Origin of the sequence: Pseudomonas sp. R32 (genome assembly GCF_009866705.1) — a bacterium.
GTDB classification, from domain to species: Bacteria; Pseudomonadota; Gammaproteobacteria; order Pseudomonadales; family Pseudomonadaceae; genus Aquipseudomonas; species Aquipseudomonas donghuensis.
The window spans coordinates 2,417,388-2,434,635 of the sequence record NZ_CP019396.1; the positions used below are offsets into that span (position 1 = coordinate 2,417,388).

Consider the following 17,248-nt stretch of genomic DNA (forward strand, 5'->3'; position numbering starts at 1 on the left):
CAGGAGCCGCCATGAACCAGGATCGGGAAAGCCGTCGCCGTTTTATCGCTACAAGTTCGCTGCTCGGCGCCGCCGGAGCCATGTACTCGGCGGTGCCACTGGCCGCCGGGGCCCTTCTGCGCGGGACCGAAAAGGCTATGCCGGCCGAGCTGATCCTGCACAATGGCCGCGTGCACACGGTGGACCGCGAGCGGCCGCAAGCAACCGCAGTGGCCATTCGCGACGGGCGCTTCGTGGCAGTCGGCGATGATGCCCAGGTCATGGCCTTGCGTGGGCCGGCGACCCAGGTCATCGACCTCAAGCAACGCACGGTGATCCCCGGGCTCAATGATTCGCACCTGCACCTGATCCGCGGCGGCCTGAACTACAACCTGGAGCTGCGCTGGGAGGGCGTGCCGTCCCTGGCCGACGCCTTGCGCATGCTCAAGGACCAGGCCCTGCGCACGCCTGCGCCGCAGTGGGTGAGGGTGGTCGGCGGCTGGAACGAATTCCAGTTCGCCGAGCGCCGCTTGCCGACCCTCGACGAGCTCAACCAGGCGGCGCCGGACACCCCGGTGTTTGTCCTGCACCTGTACGACCGCGCCTTGCTCAACCGCGCAGCCCTGCGCGTAGTCGGCTATGACCGCAACACGCCCAACCCGCCGGGTGGCGAGATCCAGCGCGACGCCAACGGCAACCCGACCGGCATGCTGATCGCCCGGCCCAATGCGATGATCCTTTACTCGACCCTGGCCAAGGGGCCGAAGCTGCCGCTGGAATACCAGGTCAACTCGACCCGCCAGTTCATGCGCGAGCTCAACCGCCTGGGCCTGACCAGCGCCATCGATGCCGGTGGCGGCTACCAGAACTACCCTGACGATTACGCGGTGATCGAGCAACTGGCCAAGGCCCGGCAGTTGACCGTGCGCATCGCCTACAACCTGTTTACCCAGAAGCCCAAGGAAGAACTGGCCGATTTCAAGCACTGGACCGGCAGCGTCAAGTACGGTCAGGGCGACGATTTTCTGCGCCACAACGGCGCCGGCGAGATGCTGGTGTTCTCCGCCGCCGACTTCGAAGACTTCCTCGAACCGCGTCCGGACCTGCCCGGCGCCATGGAGGGCGATCTGGAACCGGTGGTACGCCATCTGGTCGAGCAGCGCTGGCCGTTTCGCCTGCACGCCACCTACGACGAATCGATCTCGCGCATGCTCGACGTGTTCGAGAAGGTCAACCGCGACATCCCTTTCAACGGCCTGCCGTGGTTCTTCGACCATGCCGAGACCATCAGCCCGAAGAACATCGAGCGGGTGCGGGCGCTGGGCGGCGGCATCGCCATTCAGGACCGCATGGCGTTTCAGGGCGAGTACTTCGTCGAGCGCTACGGCGCCAAGGCGGCGCAGCACACGCCACCGATCAAGCGCATGCTTGGCGAAGGCATCCCGGTCGGCGCCGGCACCGACGCCACCCGGGTGTCCAGCTACAACCCCTGGACCTCGCTGTACTGGCTGGTCAGCGGACGTACCGTTGGTGGGCTGGAGCTGTACCCACAGGGGCTGGACCGCGACACGGCGTTGTCGCTGTTCACCCACGGCAGCGCCTGGTTTTCCAGTGAGCAGGGCAAGAAGGGCCAGATCAAGGTCGGCCAACTGGCAGACCTGACGGCCTTGAGCGCCGACTATTTCAGTATCGACGCCGAGGCGATCAAGCACCTGGAGTCGGTGCTGACCCTGGTCGATGGCAAGGTGGTGTATGGCGCCGCCGAGTTCGCCCGGCTCGACCCACCGACCTTGCCGGTGCTGCCCGACTGGTCGCCGGTGGCCAAGGTCCCCGGGCACTGGCGCCAGGGCGCGCCGCTGACCGCCCAGGTGCATCAGTGCGTCGGTGCCTGCGCGGTGCATGCCCACGCGCATCAGCGCGCGCGGCAATCGTCGGTGCCGGTCAGCGATTTTCAGGGCTTTTGGGGCGCATTCGGTTGTTCCTGTTTTGCCTTCTGAGGGTTCGGGCTACCATGCCGGTTCGCCCGATCGACAGGATGTTGCTTAATGCCTTTCAGTACCCGTGTTGCCCGGCCCAGTGATGCCGAGGCGCTCAGCCATGTCGCCGGCCTGACCTTCGCCCTGGCCAGCCCGCCGGATGCTGCGCCCCAGGCGTTGCAGGCCTACATCGACAGGCAGTTGCAGTCCGAGCATTTCGTCCTCCACCTGCTCAATCCGCGCAAGCGCCTGCGGGTGCTGGAGTACCTGGGTAGCGTGGTCGGCTACAGCATGATCGACAGTGCACCTGAAGCCCTGGGGATTGCCGAGGCTGATGGCCTGCCGGAGCTGAGCCGCTGCTATGTGCTGCCCGAGCACCATGGCCACGGCGGCGCCCAGCTGTTGCTCGACGACACCCTGGCGCCGGTGCGCGGGGCGATTCGCCTGACCGTCAATGAACAGAACACCCGGGCCATCCGTTTTTATCAGCGCAATGGTTTTAGCAAGGTCGGCGAGGCGCTGTTCGAATGTGGCCCGGAGCGTCACCGCGACTGGGTGATGGTCGCGCGGCGGTGACAAAACTGGTTACAGTGTCTTCCTCAATTTCTGCTCAAGGTTCTGTTCATGACTGATCTCAGTGCATTCCCGATCACCCGCAAATGGCCGGCCAAACAGCCCGAGCTGCTGCAGCTGTACTCGCTGGCCACGCCCAACGGCGTGAAGGTGTCGATCATGCTCGAGGAGATCGGCCTGGCCTACGAGGTGCACAAGGTCAGCTTCGAGAGCAATGACCAGTTGACCCCGGAATTCATTTCCCTGAGCGCCAACAACAAGATCCCGGCGATCCTCGACCCCAATGGCCCGGGTGGCGAGCCGCTGGCGTTGTTCGAGTCCGGGGCGATCCTGGTTTACCTGGCAGAGAAGAGCGGGCAACTGCTGTCGGCGGACCCGGCCCAGCGCTACGAGACTCTGCAGTGGCTGATGTTCCAGATGGGCGGGATCGGGCCGATGTTCGGCCAGGTGGGTTTTTTCCACAAATTCGCTGGCAAGGCGTACGAAGACAAGCGTCCGCGCGACCGTTACGTGGCCGAGTCGCGGCGCTTGCTCGGGGTGCTGGACCAGCGCCTGCAAGGGCGTGAGTGGGTGATGGACGCCTACAGCATTGCCGATATCGCCATTCTGCCCTGGGTGCGCAACCTGGTCGGCTTTTATGAGGCGGGCGAGCTGGTGGGCTTTGATGACTTTGCCAACGTCAAGCGGGTACTGGCGGCGTTCGTGCAGCGGCCGGCGGTGGAGCGCGGGTTGAAGATACCTGCATAGGCCTCATCGCGGGTCAAGCCCGCTCCTACAGGATCGGCGCAATCACTGTAGGAGCGGGCTTGACCCGCGATTCAGAACACCTGCCGCAACAGCCAGTACACCCCCCCCGCCAGCATCATCGCCGCCGGCAAGGTCAGCACCCAGGCCATCATCAGGTTGAAGAGGGTGCGCATCTGCAAGCCCGAGCCATTGGCGACCATGCTCCCGGCCACCCCGGACGACAGCACGTGGGTGGTCGACACCGGCAGCCCGTACATGTCCGCGGCACCAATGGTGCACATCGCCACCAGCTCCGCCGACGCGCCCTGGGCGTAGGTCAGGTGGGTCTTGCCGATCTTCTCGCCAACGGTCACCACGATCCGCCGCCAGCCGACCATGGTCCCCAGCCCCAGGGCGATAGCCACGGCGATCTTCACCCACAGCGGAATGTAGCGGGTGGCGTTGTCGATCTGTTGCTTGAATACCTGCACCTTGGCCTGGGTATCGGCATCGAACCGCCCCAGTTGGTGCTTGTCGATCAGGCGGATGGCCTCGGAGGTCAGGTACATGTCGTTGCGCACGTTGGCCATCGCTTCTGCCGGCACCCGGTTGAGCGAACCGTAGCCTTTGACCTCGGTGCCGATCATCCCGGCCAGCGCCGCCAGGGCAGGCACCAGTTCGTCGCTGGCCTGCGGCTCGCGAATGAAGCTGCTGAGGGTTTGTCGCGGGTCTGCCGGTGCGGCCTGCGGGGCGCTGCGCTGCAAGGCCTGCTGGGTGACCTCGGCCACCGCGACGAACTGCAGCGACTGGTCAGCCGGCATGGTCCGGTTCAAGGCATAGGCCATGGGCAGGGTGCCGACCAGGATCAGCATGATCAGGCCCATGCCTTTCTGCCCGTCGTTGGAGCCATGGGCGAAGGACACGCCGGTGCAGGTAAGGATCAACAGCCCGCGAATCCACCAGGGCGGCGGCGTATTGCCGACCGGTGCCTGGTACAGCTCGCGACGCTTGACCAGCATGCGCAGGGCCAGCAGCAACAGCGCCGCGCAGGTAAAGCCCACCAGCGGCGACAGCAACAGTGAGTAACCGACCTTGCTGGCCTGGCTCCAGTCCACGCCGCTGGTGCCGTCACGCCCGTGCATCAGGGCGTTGGCGATGCCGACGCCGATGATCGAGCCGATCAAGGTATGCGATGAGGACGCTGGCAGGCCCAGCCACCAGGTGCCCAGGTTCCAGATGATCGCCGACAGCAACAGGGCAAAGACCATGGAGAAACCGGCCGAGGAGCCGACTTGCAAGATCAGCTCCACCGGCAGCAAGGCGATGATGCCGAAGGCCACCGCACCGCTGGACAGCAGCACGCCGAGAAAATTGAAACAGCCGGACCAGACCACCGCCACCGACGGGGGTAGCGAATGGGTGTAGATCACCGTGGCCACGGCGTTGGCGGTGTCGTGAAAGCCGTTGACGAACTCGAACCCCAGGGCAATCAGCAACGCCAGGCCGAGCAGCACAAAGGGTGTCCAGGTGGTGACCACGGTACCGGTGGCGTCAATGTCGCGGAACAGGCTCCAGGCGGTATACACCAGGCCGGCCGCCAGCAGGCCGAAGAACAGGGTCAGGGTGGTGCGGCCGGGTTTGTGATTCAGACGCGGGCGTGGATCGTGGTTGGCCAGCGATGGGCTGCCAGCCAGGGTCGGGGTGGTCATGATGACGGGTCCGGGTTACCAGGAAGGGTCTAGCCTTGCCCGGCCATGATAAAAACAATCGCTGACAGCACCGTGACCTCGGTCAAGGAAAGTCCTAGGATCAACAGAGCATTCGATGGAGTGAAGCGATGATCCGCTGCAAACGCGTCTACGATCCGCTGGAGCCTGGCGATGGCCAGCGGGTGCTGGTCGACCGGCTGTGGCCGCGCAACCGGCGCAAGGACCAGCTGCAAGCCTTGTGGTTGCCGGAGGTGGCGCCTTCAACGGCGTTGCGTCAGGCTTTTCATGCCGGTGAAGTGGATTTTGCCGGGTTTGCCGAGCGCTACCGCGAGGAACTGACGGCGCGGCCCGAGCATTGGTGGAAGTTGCTGGGCATGGCCGGGCAGGGCGATGTGACCTTGCTGTATGCTGGCAAGGACACTGAGCACAACAATGCTACGGTGTTGGCGCAATGGCTCGAGGATGAGCTGGAGCGCCAGGGGCCGGGCAGTTCGCCGGTGTGTTATGCCGATGAGTTCAAACCTTGAGTCAATGGGGCTGCTTTGCAGCCCATCGCCGGCAATGCCGGCTCCCACATATCCTGGCCCTTATGACAGTGCAACTAACCCCCGCCACCGACCAGCACCGCACCTTCGCCCGCGACCTCACCCGCCGGGCCATGCTGCCTTATTACCGCGAGTTCGACCTGCTCTGGCAGGAAGAAGCCTTCGACCAGGCCTGGACGTGGCGCGAGCAGTGGCTGATCAGCGCAGCCCGGCAGCCGTTGGGTTACTTCAGCCTCAGCCAGGACCGCCAGGCCCTGTTCATCCGTGAACTGCACCTGCTCGAAGGCTTTCGCGACCGCGGTATCGGCCGCTGGGTGTTAACGCAACTGGCCGACTGGACCCGCCAACGGCAATTGCCGCTGCTGCGCCTGATGGTGTTCAAGAGCAACCCGGCACGGCGCCTGTACGAGCGCGAGGGCTTCGTCTGCATGGGCGAGGACGAGTGCTTTTTGCGCATGCAACGGGCGTTCGCTTAGCTCGACCCGCACCACGCAGCCCTGACGCTGGGTCGCCTGCAGCAACAGGCCCTGCACCGGCAACAAGTCACCAATCAGCAGGTTCTGCAAAATCGGCTTGCCCTCGAAGGTGTTCGGCCCCAGCACCACCCGCTGCAAGCCTTCGACTCGCACCACAGCCTTGCCGACCTTGCCCAGGGTGTTGCCGCTCAAGGTCAGCGGCCCGGCCAGCGGCGCGGCGTTGCGCAGGCTGACGGCGTACTCCGGGCTGTTGCCGATGCGGTTGCCGATCAGGCTCACGGCGCCGACCTCGCTGGCATCCACGGCGCTGCCCCGGCTGTTGCCGATCAGGTTGTCGCTGATCAGCAGCGGCGCGCCAGCCGTCGGCGCCAGGTTGCGTAGCTGGATGCCGTTGCCACGGCTGTCGCCGATCAGGTTGCCAGTGAGCAGCAGGGCGCCCTGTTGCTCGCTGACCTCGATGGCCGCCTTGTGCGCGCCGAGGATCAGGTTGTGCTCAATGCGTGCGCGGGTCTGGCCGCGCAGGCGGATGCCGCTGTTGTTGTCGATGCCGCGCAGCTGGTTGTTGCGCACTGTCACTTGGCTGTCGCGCACGTCGATGGCGTACTGCCGAGACTGGCCGAACTGGCTGTTGTCGATCTGCGCCTGACTGTGTTGCAGCTCCACGGCGCTGGCCAGTTCAGTGAACTGGCTGTCGCGGATCAGCAGCGTGGCCGGGCGGGTTGACGCTGCCTGCTGGCTGCTCAAGGCGGTGGTCAGGCCGCGCGAGAGGTTGGCGTTGTAGCCCAGGCGGTTGAGGGTCGAGCCCAGCACCTGGGTATGGCTGCCGGCCCAGGCCACCACGAACGGCCGCCAGGCGCGGTCGGTGCTGCCCGGTTTGTCGCCGGCGACGCTTTCCAGGCGTGACTGGTTCAGGCCCAGCCAGCCCTGGTTGATCAACGCCGTGCCGGAGTAGCTGTACAGGTACAGGCTGGTGCCCTCAAGCAACAGGCCGCCGTCGTTGGCGATCAGCAGCGGGTAGCTGAGCAGATAGCCGTCCTTGTAGCGCTTGATGATCTTCGGGTCGTTCAGGGCATCGTGCAACTGCGCGAGGGTAATGCTGCCGCCGCGCACCATTACCGCTTGCGGGTGATGCGCCTGGTAGCCGGCAATGGCGCGGAACAGGCCGTTGTTGACGAACGGCTCGAACGGCCAGCTGCCAGCCTGGGACGAGAACATCGGTTGCAGGCTGACACTGGCGCGGCCAGCCGGGCGCGGGCGTTCGTCGACCTGCAGCTGCACGGCCTGGCTGACTTGTTGCTGCAACTGCTGCAGGTCGCGCTGGTGTTCGGCGCTGTCTACCGCGCTCAGTGTTTGCTGCAGTGGCAGGCTCTGGCTGGCGGCCTGGGCCATGGCGCTGAACAGCAGCGCCAGGCAGGAAAGGGTAAGCGGGCGGGCAAGCATGGCCATGACGGTTCGTCCTTGGGTTACGGCAGTTTGGGATAGAACGGCTTGAGCGGGCCGCCGATCTGGCTGTAGTTGTCGACCTCGCCGTCCTCGCTGTCATACAGCTGGCGAGCCAGGCGGTTGCCGGGGGCGCGCTGCAGGAAGGGGATCAGCCAGGCCAGCTTGTACGGGGCGACGTCGGTCTGCGACTGGCCCTTGAGCTCGGGCAGGCCGTCGGGGTCGAGGATGCTGCGGGCGGCGAAGTTGGCCAGCAGTTCCAGGGTCTGCTGATCGTCGCTGCTCCACGGCAGGCCATTGGCCCGCGCCGATTCCGCCAGCAGTACCAGTGGCACCAGGGCGTACTGGCTGTAGGTGGCGGCCAGCTTGCTGCGCGCCACTTCCAGCGGCAGGTAGGCGTAGTTGCCATCGCTGGATTTCACCGCTTGCTGCAGGCCGCGACGCAGGTTGCCGTCGGCCCACTGGATGAAGTCGTCGCGCTGCACCAGCATGCCGGTGGCGGCCACGGCCCAGGCCGCCCAGTAGTCATGGTTGTTGAACCAGGTAAAGCCCGGCGTGCGGCGCGGCTGGTACTCGGCGATGATGCGTTCGCCGAGCTGGCTGAGCCAGGCCTTCTGGGCCGGCGACAATTGCAGCTTGGCGTCGCTGGCGGCCTGGGTCATCAGCAGGGTCGAGGCCATGGCCGCCACCGCCCATTTGCGTGCGGCCATGCCGGTGCTGCTGGCGTCGGGGTTGAGCAGTGCACCGGCCTGGGCCCAGCGCTCCAGCCACTGGTCCTGGCAGGCCAGGGCCATGTTCGCCTCCTGCGGATTCTTGGCCCGCTGGAAGCGCTTGCTGGCGTAGATCAGGCCGCCGATGAACTGTTTGACCTGCTTGCCGATCTGTTCGCTGTTGGCGTCCGGGCTGCTGCGCAGGGTCGACTTGCTGGCGTCGCGCTGGTCGTACTTGCTTTGCAACTGCAAGCTGCCGGTGTAGGGCGCTGGTACTTGCTTGCTGCAGCTCAGGGTCCGGTAGTCGGCAATCATCGCCGACTGCGCGGTGGCCCGCGGCGGCCAGATCGAGCTGGCCGCCAGGCTGTTGCTCAACTGCAGGCTGGCGCACAGGCCCAGGCCCAGCGCGGTCCAGGTCTTTACAGGCATACGCGGGTTTCCACTTGGGTGGCGGCAGTGCCGGGCTTGGTCGGTTCCATGAACACCGACAGCAGGTTGGCGCCGGCAAATTCCTTGGCGCGGCTCAACTCAAGGTAGTACTGGCCGCCGGTGACCACCGCTTCGCGGCGGAACCAGACTTTGTCGCGGGCACCGTTGTCGTAATAGACGATCAGGTAGAAGTCCTTGACGTTCTTGTCGCTGATACGGATATCGAGAAAGCCCTGGCCGTTGCCGAGCTGCTTGCGGCCATCACCTGCGTTGCTGAGCAGCTCGATGCGCTCGTTGACCCGCAGCGGCGGGCGCTGCACACGGTTGGCCAGGACCTCGGTGGACACCGGGCAACCGCCTTTGACCGCCGGGATCAGTTGGCGGTACATCGACTCGGATTCCAACGGGTAGTTGGCCGGCAGCTCCCAGATGATCAGCTTCGGCGGCGCCTTGGGCTTGTAGTTCTCCGACAGCAGGTATTCGAGCAGCGAGCCGTCCTGGCCAACACCGGGCAGGGCGTAGTTGAGGATGTCGACCTCCAGGTACTGTTTCAGGTAGCCGTCGAAGTTGAACTGCTTGCTCTCGTCCTCACGGGCGGCGGCGTTACTGTCGCCGACCAGGATAACTTCAGGGTCCGGCGCGTCGTCGAACAGTGCATCGGCGCCGTCGGCTTCGGGGATGGTCTGGTAGCCACGCACATACTGGAAACCATAGTTGTTGCCGCAGATATAACTCAACGCCAGGTTCAGCGTGCCGTCCTTGGGCACCATGACCCCGGGCTCGGTGCGGTAGCGCTTCTTGCTCAGCTCGGCATAGAACGGCTGGCGCCGCACTTCCTCGGCTACCAGGCGTGCCGTGGCTTCGGCACCGGCGGGGGTCCAGTGGTGGTCACGGCGAAAGAAGAACTCGCCCTTGGGCGGGGTGTGCACCAGTTGCATCAATGGCGGCACCACCGCGCCAGCGGCGCGCAGTTGTTGCAGGTAGCTTTCGAGGTTGCTGCTGGCGCGGGCAAAGTCGAAGCCGTGCAGCTTGTCGGCGTAGAGTTTGTCGCGGTGCATCAGGCCGCGGGTCGGTTGTACCGCCATGGCCACGTGGATGCCCTGCTGGCGGAAGGCGGCCATCAAACGGGCGAATTCCGCGCGCATTGGCGCCGGGATGCCAAAATCATTGGTCAGGTCGACCGCCGAGCGAAACAGCCAGCGGTCCTTGGCCGGGACGATTTCACGCATCAGCTTCATGCGCCCTTCGGCGTAGTTCTGTGGGTTGCTCAAGCCCGGGCAGACCATGCACTCAAGGCTGCTGCAGGCGGCCTTGCCTGGCTCTGCGGCTACGCCTGGGGTGCTCAGCAGAGGGCTCAGCAGTGCGGCCAGGCCAAGGGGAAGAATGCGCTTCATGGCCATGGATCACTCGCTCGGGTCGATGCTGTTGGCCAGGCTCATGCTGCGATAGCCGGCGCCCTGGGGCAGCAGCACGTAGCTGTAGGAGCGGCCTTTTTTCAGGAACAGCTCATCGAACCTGGCCACGTTCTGCTCATCGACGTAGGCGGCAAAGCCGATCTTGATCTCGTTGACCATGCGGCTGCCGGTCTGGTCCTTGCCCAGCGGCTCGACGATCACGTGCTTGCCGTCGACGGTTTTCAGCGCCGCCTGGGCCGCGGTCAGGTTGTAGAAGGCGACCTGGGCTTTCTTCGGTTCGTTGACGTATTTGTCGGCGATCAGGGTCAGCTTGCTGCCATCAAAGACCACAGTGCTGGCGGCATTGGCCTTGAGCTGCGGCTCGATGGCGGTAGCGCCGACGGCGATCTTGTGCGCGCCGGCCGGGGTGAAACGGTAGCCGCTGAGCTGGCCGGCGGCGACCCGTTGCGGGCTGATCTTGCCGCTCAGGGTCACGTCGATGTTGGCGTTGGACAGGTTGAGCACGCGGACGAAGGCCGAGTCGGCCGGGGCCACGGCGTCGTACAGGTCGGCATTGCCTTCGGCGCCATGGGCAGCGGCGCTGCCCAGCAGCAGGGCGGAAGTGGCGAGCAGGCGTTGCAGTGCAATGTTCATCAGTCTCTCCTTAGAAATGTTGGGTCTGGCCGGGGCGGCTCAGGGAGCCGAGGCGGTGGGCGAGCAGGGTGCGCAGGGGGAACTCCCAGACCACGGTGTCGATCTCGGGGTTGCTCAGCTGGTCGCTGGCAAGGAACTGGCTCATGGCCTCGAACGGCCCGCGGGCTTCCACCGAAACACTGAGCAGGTCGCGGTTGAGCGCCTCCTTGAGGAAGCCGACGAAGTTCCAGTCATCGATCTTGCTGTAGCTGGTGCCGACCAGCATCAGGCTCTGGTTTTCGCTGGCGAACAGGTCGCCGGCGTTCTGTTCGGCCTTGAGGGTTTCGTACAGGGCGATCTGGCTGGGGCCGAACTGCGGCGCCAGTTGCACATGGTTGAACTGGATGTAGTTCATCAGGTCGCCCTTGACCGTCTTGTCGGCGACCTTGTGCGACAGGTAGCGCTCGTCGCCGAGCAGTTCCGGGTGCTGGCGGGCCAGCTCGTAGGCGCTCAGGCGCGCGCCTTCCGGGCTCCAGTGGGTGTCGGACTTGAGGAACAGCCCGGGGCCGGCGAGGTTGGCCAGAAACGCCGAACGCAGCGGCGTGACGGCAATGTTCTGCGCCTGCAGGCGTTCGACGAAACGGTCGTACAGGCTGATTGCCCGCGGGTCGATCGCGCGTTCGGCGTGGGCGGCGTACACGTCGGCTTTCATCGGCAGCGGCAGCAGGATCAGGCGCTTGTTGTGGGCCTTGAGCTGCTGCCCGATCTCGGCGATCTGCTTGAGCTGGCCGTCCAGATTGGCCTGCAGATCATTCGGCACGCGGTACTCCTGGTTGGTGTAGAGCCAGCCGTCCTTGCCCAGCACCACGCCCTTGGTGCCTTCGTCGAACAGCCGGTACTGGGCGTTGGCCCACAGCTCGACCGACGGCTCACGCAGGAAAAAGCGCTTCTCGTAGACCTGCTCGAACTTGCGCAGCAGCTTGCCGTCGACGAACAGGTTCCAGGCGTCGGTCTGGTTGCGGGCAAAACTGAACACTGGCGGCAGCGAGTAGACGAACATGCCCGCCAGCAGGACGCCGAAGGCAATGCCGTTGACCTTGCTGGCCGAATTCATGACCGGGTACATGGCGCTCTCCTAGAACTGAAAGTACAAAAAGGGCGAGAACGAATGCGCCGCCAGGCTGCTCAGCGCCAGGGTAAAGCCTGCCCACAGCAGCAGCGCCTTGAGACCGCCGACATGGCGCATGAAGTACTGCTCCTTGTTGCCGGCGTAGAAGCGCACGTTGTTGTTGCCGGCCAGCACCAGCCAGCACAGGGCAATGGCGGCGAACGACATGGCCATCTTCGAGGCGCCGAGCACGTACAGGTCCAGCGAGCCCAGGCCGTTGAGGCCGAACAGAGCCTGGTAGATGTCGATGCTGTGGCGCAGGTCGTTGGTGAAGAACAGCGGCATGCTCAGGATGATCAGCACGAAGGTGCGCAGGTTGCGGCCCAGGTGGTAGGGCGTGGTGATCTTGGTGGCGAGGTTGAACTTGCGCTCGATGACCATGCCGAAACCGAAGAACAGCCCCCAGCAGATAAAGGCGAAACTGGCGCCATGCCACAGGCCCGACAGCAGCATGGTGTAGACCAGCGCCGGCAGCGCCCCGGCGATGCGCTTGCGCACCAGCGGCATGTACACGTAGTCGCGCAGAAAGTGCGCCAGGGTCATGTGCCAGCGGGCCCAGAACTCGGTGATGCTCTGCGACACATAGGGCTGGTTGAAGTTCTCCGGAAAGCGAAAACCCATCATCAAGGCCAGGCCCAGGGCCATGTGGCTGTAGCCGGCGAAGTCGAAGTACAGCTGCAGGGTCGAGACCACCAGGCCGAACCAGGCATCGCTCAACTGCAGGGTGCCTTCGCTGATGAACAGCACGTTGATCGGCGCCAGTTGGTCGGCGATCAGCACCTTCATGATGAAGCCGAGCATGAAACGGCACACGCCCAGGGAAAACAGCTCCAGCGAGTGGCTGCGCTGGCGCAGCTGCGGCGCCAGTTGGCTGTAGCGCAGGATCGGGCCGGCGACCAGGTGCGGGAACAGCGCGACGAAGGCGGCGAAGTCGATGAAGTTGTTGGTTGGCGTGGCGTCCTTGCGGTAGATGTCGACGATGTAGCTCAGGGCATGGAACACATAGAACGAGATGCCCAGCGGCAGGAAGATCGTTTCCAGGGTGAAGGTGTTGATGCCCAGCGGCGCGAGCAGGGCGGCCAGCACCTCGGCGCCGAAGTTGGCGTACTTGAAGTAGCCCAGGGTCGACAGGTTGCCGATGATGCCGATCCACAGCAGGCGAAAGGCCCAGCGCTTGTCGCCGGCATCCAGGCGCGCCTTGATGCGCAGGCCGAACCAGTAGTTCCAGTAGGTAATGGCCACGAACAACAGGAGAAAGTCCGGCCGCCACCAGGCATAGAAGATGTAGCTGGCGGCGACGATCACCGTCGAGCGCCACGGCGCCCGGGCGAGGAAGTACACGGCCAGGAACAGCGGCAGGTAGAGGAACAGGAACACGTTGGAGGCGAAGATCATCTCGGGTTCCGTCCTTAGTAGCTGACCACGACGCCGAAGGTCAGCTGGTAGTCATCACCACTGTCCAGGGCGTTGCCGGCATTGAGGTAGCTGGCGCTGACCAGGGCGTTGACGTCCAGGTGCTTGCCGTCGATGGCCACCGGAAACATCTTCCAGTAGTAGTTGAGGTCGAGCATCTGCCCGACGTCCTTGCCGTTGCCGTGGCTGCCCTGGGCGATGGCGCGGTTGCGCTCGCTGCGCTGGTCGCCGTCGAGGCGGATCGGCAGGGTGCCGTTGGCGTCGCGCAGCTTGAGTTCGGTCAGGCGAAAATCGAGGGCGCTGCGCGGCGTCGGGTTGGTTTCCAGGGCGATGCCGTAGTAGCTCAGGTTGCGCAGGTCGAGGCTGACGAAAGAGCTGGCCAGGCGCGTGCTGTAGCTGCCCTGGCGGGTGATGCGGTCGGACTGGATGGCATTGAGGCGAAAGCCGTCGTTGTCGTTGCTCGGCTTGTCGGTCAGGCCGCCGCGCAAGGCCACCCGTGGTGTCCACGGCAGGTCGTGAAAGCGTTTGCCGATTTCGCCCAGGGCCGCCCAGCCGCTGGCGTTGTGGCCGCTGCTGGTGACGCCGTTGACGTCGGTGTTGTCGACTTTGCCGTCCAGGCCCGCGAGTTCCAGGTGGTAGTCGCTGAACAGCGGCGTCACGTCCAGGTCGTCAGCCTTGAAGAACAGCCCGTAGCGCATGCCTTTGAAGTCGTAGCGGTCTTCGGCGTCGTGGCCGCTGTGGTCGTTCTCGTGCATCAGGCGCACGCCAGCCCAGTTGTGCTCGCTCCAGCGGTAGGCGTATTCGCCCATCAGGTAGGTGGTGCGCTCCTCGCTGTCGGCCAGGCGGTTGACGTCGCTGTTGTAGTTGTAGAACTTCTGCGCCACGGCCACGAAGCCACGGGAGAAGGTGTCGTTGTAGTTGAAACGCAGCGACTCGATGCTGTCGTCCCACCAGATGCCGTAGTCGTCGAAATAGCGCTGGCGCCCGGCCGACAGCGAGAAGCGCGGGTCGTCGCCGAGCAGGTTGCGTTTCACATACAGTTCGCGCAGTTCGGCGTACCAGCCTTCGGGCTGGTCGCGGTCGAGGTTGTTGGCGTTTTCGTTCTGCACGCTGGCCGACTCGCTGGAGTCATAGTTCAGCCAGACGCGGCCGTAGACCATCCACTTGGCCCAGCGTTTTTCCGGCGAGTACCAGGCGAACGACGGCTCGTAGCGCAAGCTGTAGAACATCTCGCGGCTGCGGCCGACTTCGGAGTTCTCCGGGCCGTAGCCGGTTTGCACGGTGAGCTTGTTGAAGAACTCCGAGGTGATCACCGGCTCGCTGCCATCGGCGACCCGCACCGGCTCGCTGCTGTCGGCCTCGGGGCCGGTGACTTCTTCCAGGGCGTGTGCCGGGTACAGCGGTGCCAGGGCCAGCAGGGCGCCGAACAAGGGGTGGTGGGCTTTCACAGGGTTGCCTCCTTCAACAGATCGTTGCGTGCCGCCAGGGCGCGCACGATGTCATCCTTTTTCAGGGTCTTTTCCAGGCGCTTGACCAGGCTGCGGGCACCGTTCTCGCCCAGTGCCAGGGCCACCTGGGCATAGGTGTAGGCCTTGACCGGGTCGTGGCAGATGGCACGCCCGTAAGCGTGCAAGGTGGCCATGCGGTACCAGGCGGCGGTGGAGCCTGCCCGGGCCTGGGCCTGGAAAATCTCCAGGGCCCTGTCCTGGTCGGGCTGGTCGGCCACGCCCTTGCTGTAGTACTCGGCCAGCAGCAGTTCGGCGTCGGGGTAGCGGTTGGCGAGCAGCTCGTCGATCAGCGCGCGGGCCTTGTCCGGGTCCAGGGTCAGCCAGTTGTTGACCATGTAGAACGAGGCCTGCAGCGCCTTGGCCCGGGTCGCTTCGCGAGCCTGGACCTGGTCGATCAGCGCCTGGGTCTCTTCGGCGTTGTGCTCGGTGGGGTTGGAGATCATGAAGTTGGCCTTGGACACCATCGCCGGCACAAAACCGCGTTCGACGGCGTTGTCGCGCCAGCGGTGGGCTTCGGCGCGGGCCAGGTCCAGGGCATCGCTGCGCTGTTTCTCCAGGGCCAGTTGCGCGGCGTCCGGTGGCACCCGCGCCGGGCCCATGGCGCTGGCCTGACGCTCGTAGCGGTCGGCTTCCTGCTCGGCGCGCTGCACGCTGTTGATGCTGTCGAGCAACGAGCCGATGCGATGCACGATCTCCACGGCCAGGGTCGGGCGCAGGGGTTCGAGGCTGTGGGCAAAGGCCGCGAAGGCGCGGTCCTGATCGTCGCCGAGGAAGCGGTAGTAGCGATCAATCGCCCGCACATCCACCCGCACCGCCTGCTGGTACCAGCGCTCGGCGCCGGCGCGGTCACCCTGGCGCTCGGCCAGCACGGCCTGGTACAGCTCGGGGCGGCAGTTGAGCAGGCACGACTGCTGGTACAGCGCCAGCAACTGCCCGGCCTGTTCGGTGGAGACCAGTTGCGGGTAAACCAGGAACACCTCCAGGGTGGTGCTGGCATTGCGCGGGTCGAGGGTCGCCGGGTAGCGCGTCAGGGCCTGGGCCATCCACTCGCGCTGACTGTTTTGCAGGCTCGGGGTGCGGTCCAGCAGGCGCGCCAGCGAGGCCAGCGCCGGGACCTGGCCACGGCCATCGGCAAACGCCTCTTTATACAGGCCGATGATTTCCGGGCGGCTGGCGCCATCGCTGTTGGCCAGCACATCACCGAGCAGCAGCTTGGACGCCAGGTCACCGCGGTCGGCCAGGGCGCGCAGGTCGTCACTGACATTGGCGCTCGGGTCCTTGTACAGCGCGTAGCGGATCTGCTCCAGGCTTTGTCCGGCCAGGGCGCTGCTGGCGCAGGCCAGGCCGATGCTGGCCAGCAGCAGGCGGGAGGGCGTCTTCGCATTCATTGCCTATTCCTTCCTTGCGGGTGCTTAGCGCGAAGCCGTGAACGGCAGGCCCAGGTACAGGTCCACCGCCACCGGCTTCTGGTAAGCGGCGCGGGGCAGCGGGCTGTCGGGGGCGATGGTCAGGGCCAGGTTCTTGTTGGCTTCATCGACATGGGAGTCAATGACCTTGCCGCTGAAAGTCTCATCCAGCCCGAACACCTTGAGGTCCACCGAGGTCACCCGGCCGATGTCGGCGAGCTTGTCGAACGGCACGTTGGCGGTGACGAACAGGCCTTCATCCCTGGGCAGCAGATGCACCAGCGGTGCTTGCTTGTAGCCGTAGCCGTCCAGGGGTTTGCTTGGGAAGTACACCTCGCAGTCGCACGGGCTGTTGATCACGGTCTCGATGGTGGCGCGCCCGAGCAGGGTCTGCAGGTCGCCCGGCGAGAGGTCGGCGACCGCTTTCATGTCGGCCGGGCTGGTGAAACTGGTGGCCAGCTGGGTGGAGATGCTCGCCACCGGCGTGCCGGCCTTGACCTCGGTCTGCCCCGGCGCCAGGAGGAACTTCACATAGCCGTTGTCGGGCATGCTGATGACCTGAGCGTTGGCCGAGACCTGGGCCTGCACCGCGGGGATGCGAAAGAACAGCAAGTAGCACTTGTAGGCGACAAAGCCCAGTGCGGCGAGGCCGGCGGCGGCGTACAGCAGGGTGCCGAGGGTGGCCTTGAGGCGCTCGCCCGAGCTGCGCGCGCTGGCGTACTTGTGCTTGCGTTCCTTGATGTAGTTTTCCCGCTGCATCACGTTGAACAGGCCATTGATGTCGGCGATCTCGCCCGACAGGTAGGCGCTGATGATGTAGCGCAGGATGTCGCGTTTTTGCGAGTCGAGCTCGACGAACTGGGCGCCGACTTCCTGGCCACGCTGGGAGACGATCTTGATCTGGCTGTCGATGTTCAGGTCGACCTGGTTCAGGCGCAGCTGGATCGAGGCGTGGTACAGGCTGCCGATCTTCAGCGGCTCGGAGTGAACCAGGCCGATACCGCCCAGGGAGATATCCTGCAGGGTGCTGTCGAACGGCGGCTGGCCGGTCGCGCTGAGCGTGACCCGGGCATTGAGTTTGGTGCGCACGTACTGGCGTTCGTCGATCGCTTCGTGGACTACGTTCGCGGGTACTGCGGGTGTGCTTGAGCTACTCATGGCAG

Annotated in this window: 14 protein-coding genes and 1 pseudogene; 5 read left to right on the top strand and 10 right to left on the bottom strand. The window is 65.1% G+C overall.

All coding sequences use genetic code 11. The features are described from left to right. Positions 1-137: 137 nt before the first annotated feature. Genes PspR32_RS11235 through PspR32_RS11245 form a run of 3 tightly spaced genes read left to right on the top strand, consistent with a single transcriptional unit; the run spans position 138 to position 3,275 of the window. On the top strand, positions 138-1,976 hold the full coding sequence (locus PspR32_RS11235) for an amidohydrolase (protein ID WP_174242326.1): 1,839 nt from the start codon (positions 138-140) through the stop codon (positions 1,974-1,976). A 48-nt stretch (positions 1,977-2,024) separates the two neighbouring features. After that, on the top strand, positions 2,025-2,531 hold the full coding sequence (locus tag PspR32_RS11240) for a GNAT family N-acetyltransferase (protein WP_010221859.1): 507 nt from the start codon (positions 2,025-2,027) through the stop codon (positions 2,529-2,531). Positions 2,532-2,579: 48 nt separating this feature from the next. Further along, positions 2,580-3,275 carry a glutathione S-transferase N-terminal domain-containing protein gene (locus PspR32_RS11245; protein WP_010221861.1) on the top strand — a complete coding sequence of 232 codons (696 nt, stop codon included), beginning with the start codon at positions 2,580-2,582 and terminating at the stop codon, positions 3,273-3,275. 71 nt (positions 3,276-3,346) lie between these two features. Here the strand turns inward: PspR32_RS11245 and PspR32_RS11250 are convergent, their stop codons facing one another. Further along, on the bottom strand, positions 3,347-4,963 hold the full coding sequence (locus PspR32_RS11250) for an inorganic phosphate transporter (RefSeq protein WP_159388489.1): 1,617 nt from the start codon (positions 4,961-4,963) through the stop codon (positions 3,347-3,349). A 128-nt stretch (positions 4,964-5,091) separates the two neighbouring features. On the opposite strand from PspR32_RS11250, the gene PspR32_RS11255 reads away from it, so the two are divergent. Both PspR32_RS11255 and PspR32_RS11260 read left to right on the top strand, forming a co-directional pair. Then, positions 5,092-5,490 (top strand): DUF488 domain-containing protein, encoded by a 399-nt coding sequence (locus tag PspR32_RS11255; protein WP_159388490.1) that lies wholly within the window; start codon positions 5,092-5,094, stop codon positions 5,488-5,490. A gap of 62 nt (positions 5,491-5,552) precedes the next feature. Further along, on the top strand, positions 5,553-5,984 hold the full coding sequence (locus PspR32_RS11260; protein WP_100782663.1) for a GNAT family N-acetyltransferase: 432 nt from the start codon (positions 5,553-5,555) through the stop codon (positions 5,982-5,984). Between the two features lie 267 nt (positions 5,985-6,251). Here PspR32_RS11260 and PspR32_RS26360 read toward each other — a convergent pair. The 9 genes and pseudogenes from PspR32_RS26360 to PspR32_RS11305 all read right to left on the bottom strand — a co-directional run. Beyond that, positions 6,252-7,430, bottom strand: a pseudogene (locus PspR32_RS26360) (right-handed parallel beta-helix repeat-containing protein); the annotation flags it as partial. A gap of 17 nt (positions 7,431-7,447) precedes the next feature. Beyond that, positions 7,448-8,563, bottom strand: coding sequence for a polysaccharide lyase (locus tag PspR32_RS11270; protein WP_159388491.1), 1,116 nt, complete (start codon positions 8,561-8,563; stop codon positions 7,448-7,450). Beyond that, positions 8,554-9,963: an alginate O-acetyltransferase AlgX-related protein gene (locus tag PspR32_RS11275; protein WP_100782665.1), complete on the bottom strand. Its 1,410-nt coding sequence runs from the start codon at positions 9,961-9,963 to the stop codon at positions 8,554-8,556. Before PspR32_RS11275 ends, PspR32_RS11270 begins: the two co-directional genes overlap by 10 nt. Before the next feature lie 3 nt (positions 9,964-9,966). Continuing rightward, positions 9,967-10,611, bottom strand: coding sequence for an alginate O-acetyltransferase AlgF (locus PspR32_RS11280; RefSeq protein WP_010221868.1), 645 nt, complete (start codon positions 10,609-10,611; stop codon positions 9,967-9,969). Between the two features lie 10 nt (positions 10,612-10,621). Then, positions 10,622-11,716 (bottom strand): alginate O-acetyltransferase, encoded by a 1,095-nt coding sequence (locus PspR32_RS11285; protein WP_036995970.1) that lies wholly within the window; start codon positions 11,714-11,716, stop codon positions 10,622-10,624. Between the two features lie 9 nt (positions 11,717-11,725). Continuing rightward, positions 11,726-13,153 carry an MBOAT family O-acyltransferase gene (locus PspR32_RS11290; RefSeq protein WP_159388492.1) on the bottom strand — a complete coding sequence of 476 codons (1,428 nt, stop codon included), beginning with the start codon at positions 13,151-13,153 and terminating at the stop codon, positions 11,726-11,728. Positions 13,154-13,167: 14 nt separating this feature from the next. Further along, entirely contained in the window at positions 13,168-14,619 is a 1,452-nt protein-coding gene (locus PspR32_RS11295) for an alginate export family protein (protein ID WP_100782668.1), read from the bottom strand. Then, a complete protein-coding gene (locus tag PspR32_RS11300) occupies positions 14,616-16,067 on the bottom strand; it encodes a sel1 repeat family protein (RefSeq protein ID WP_159388493.1) in 1,452 nt (483 codons plus the stop codon). Before PspR32_RS11300 ends, PspR32_RS11295 begins: the two co-directional genes overlap by 4 nt. 24 nt (positions 16,068-16,091) lie before the next feature. After that, on the bottom strand, positions 16,092-17,243 hold the full coding sequence (locus PspR32_RS11305) for a PilZ domain-containing protein (protein ID WP_010221873.1): 1,152 nt from the start codon (positions 17,241-17,243) through the stop codon (positions 16,092-16,094). Positions 17,244-17,248: the final 5 nt, after the last annotated feature.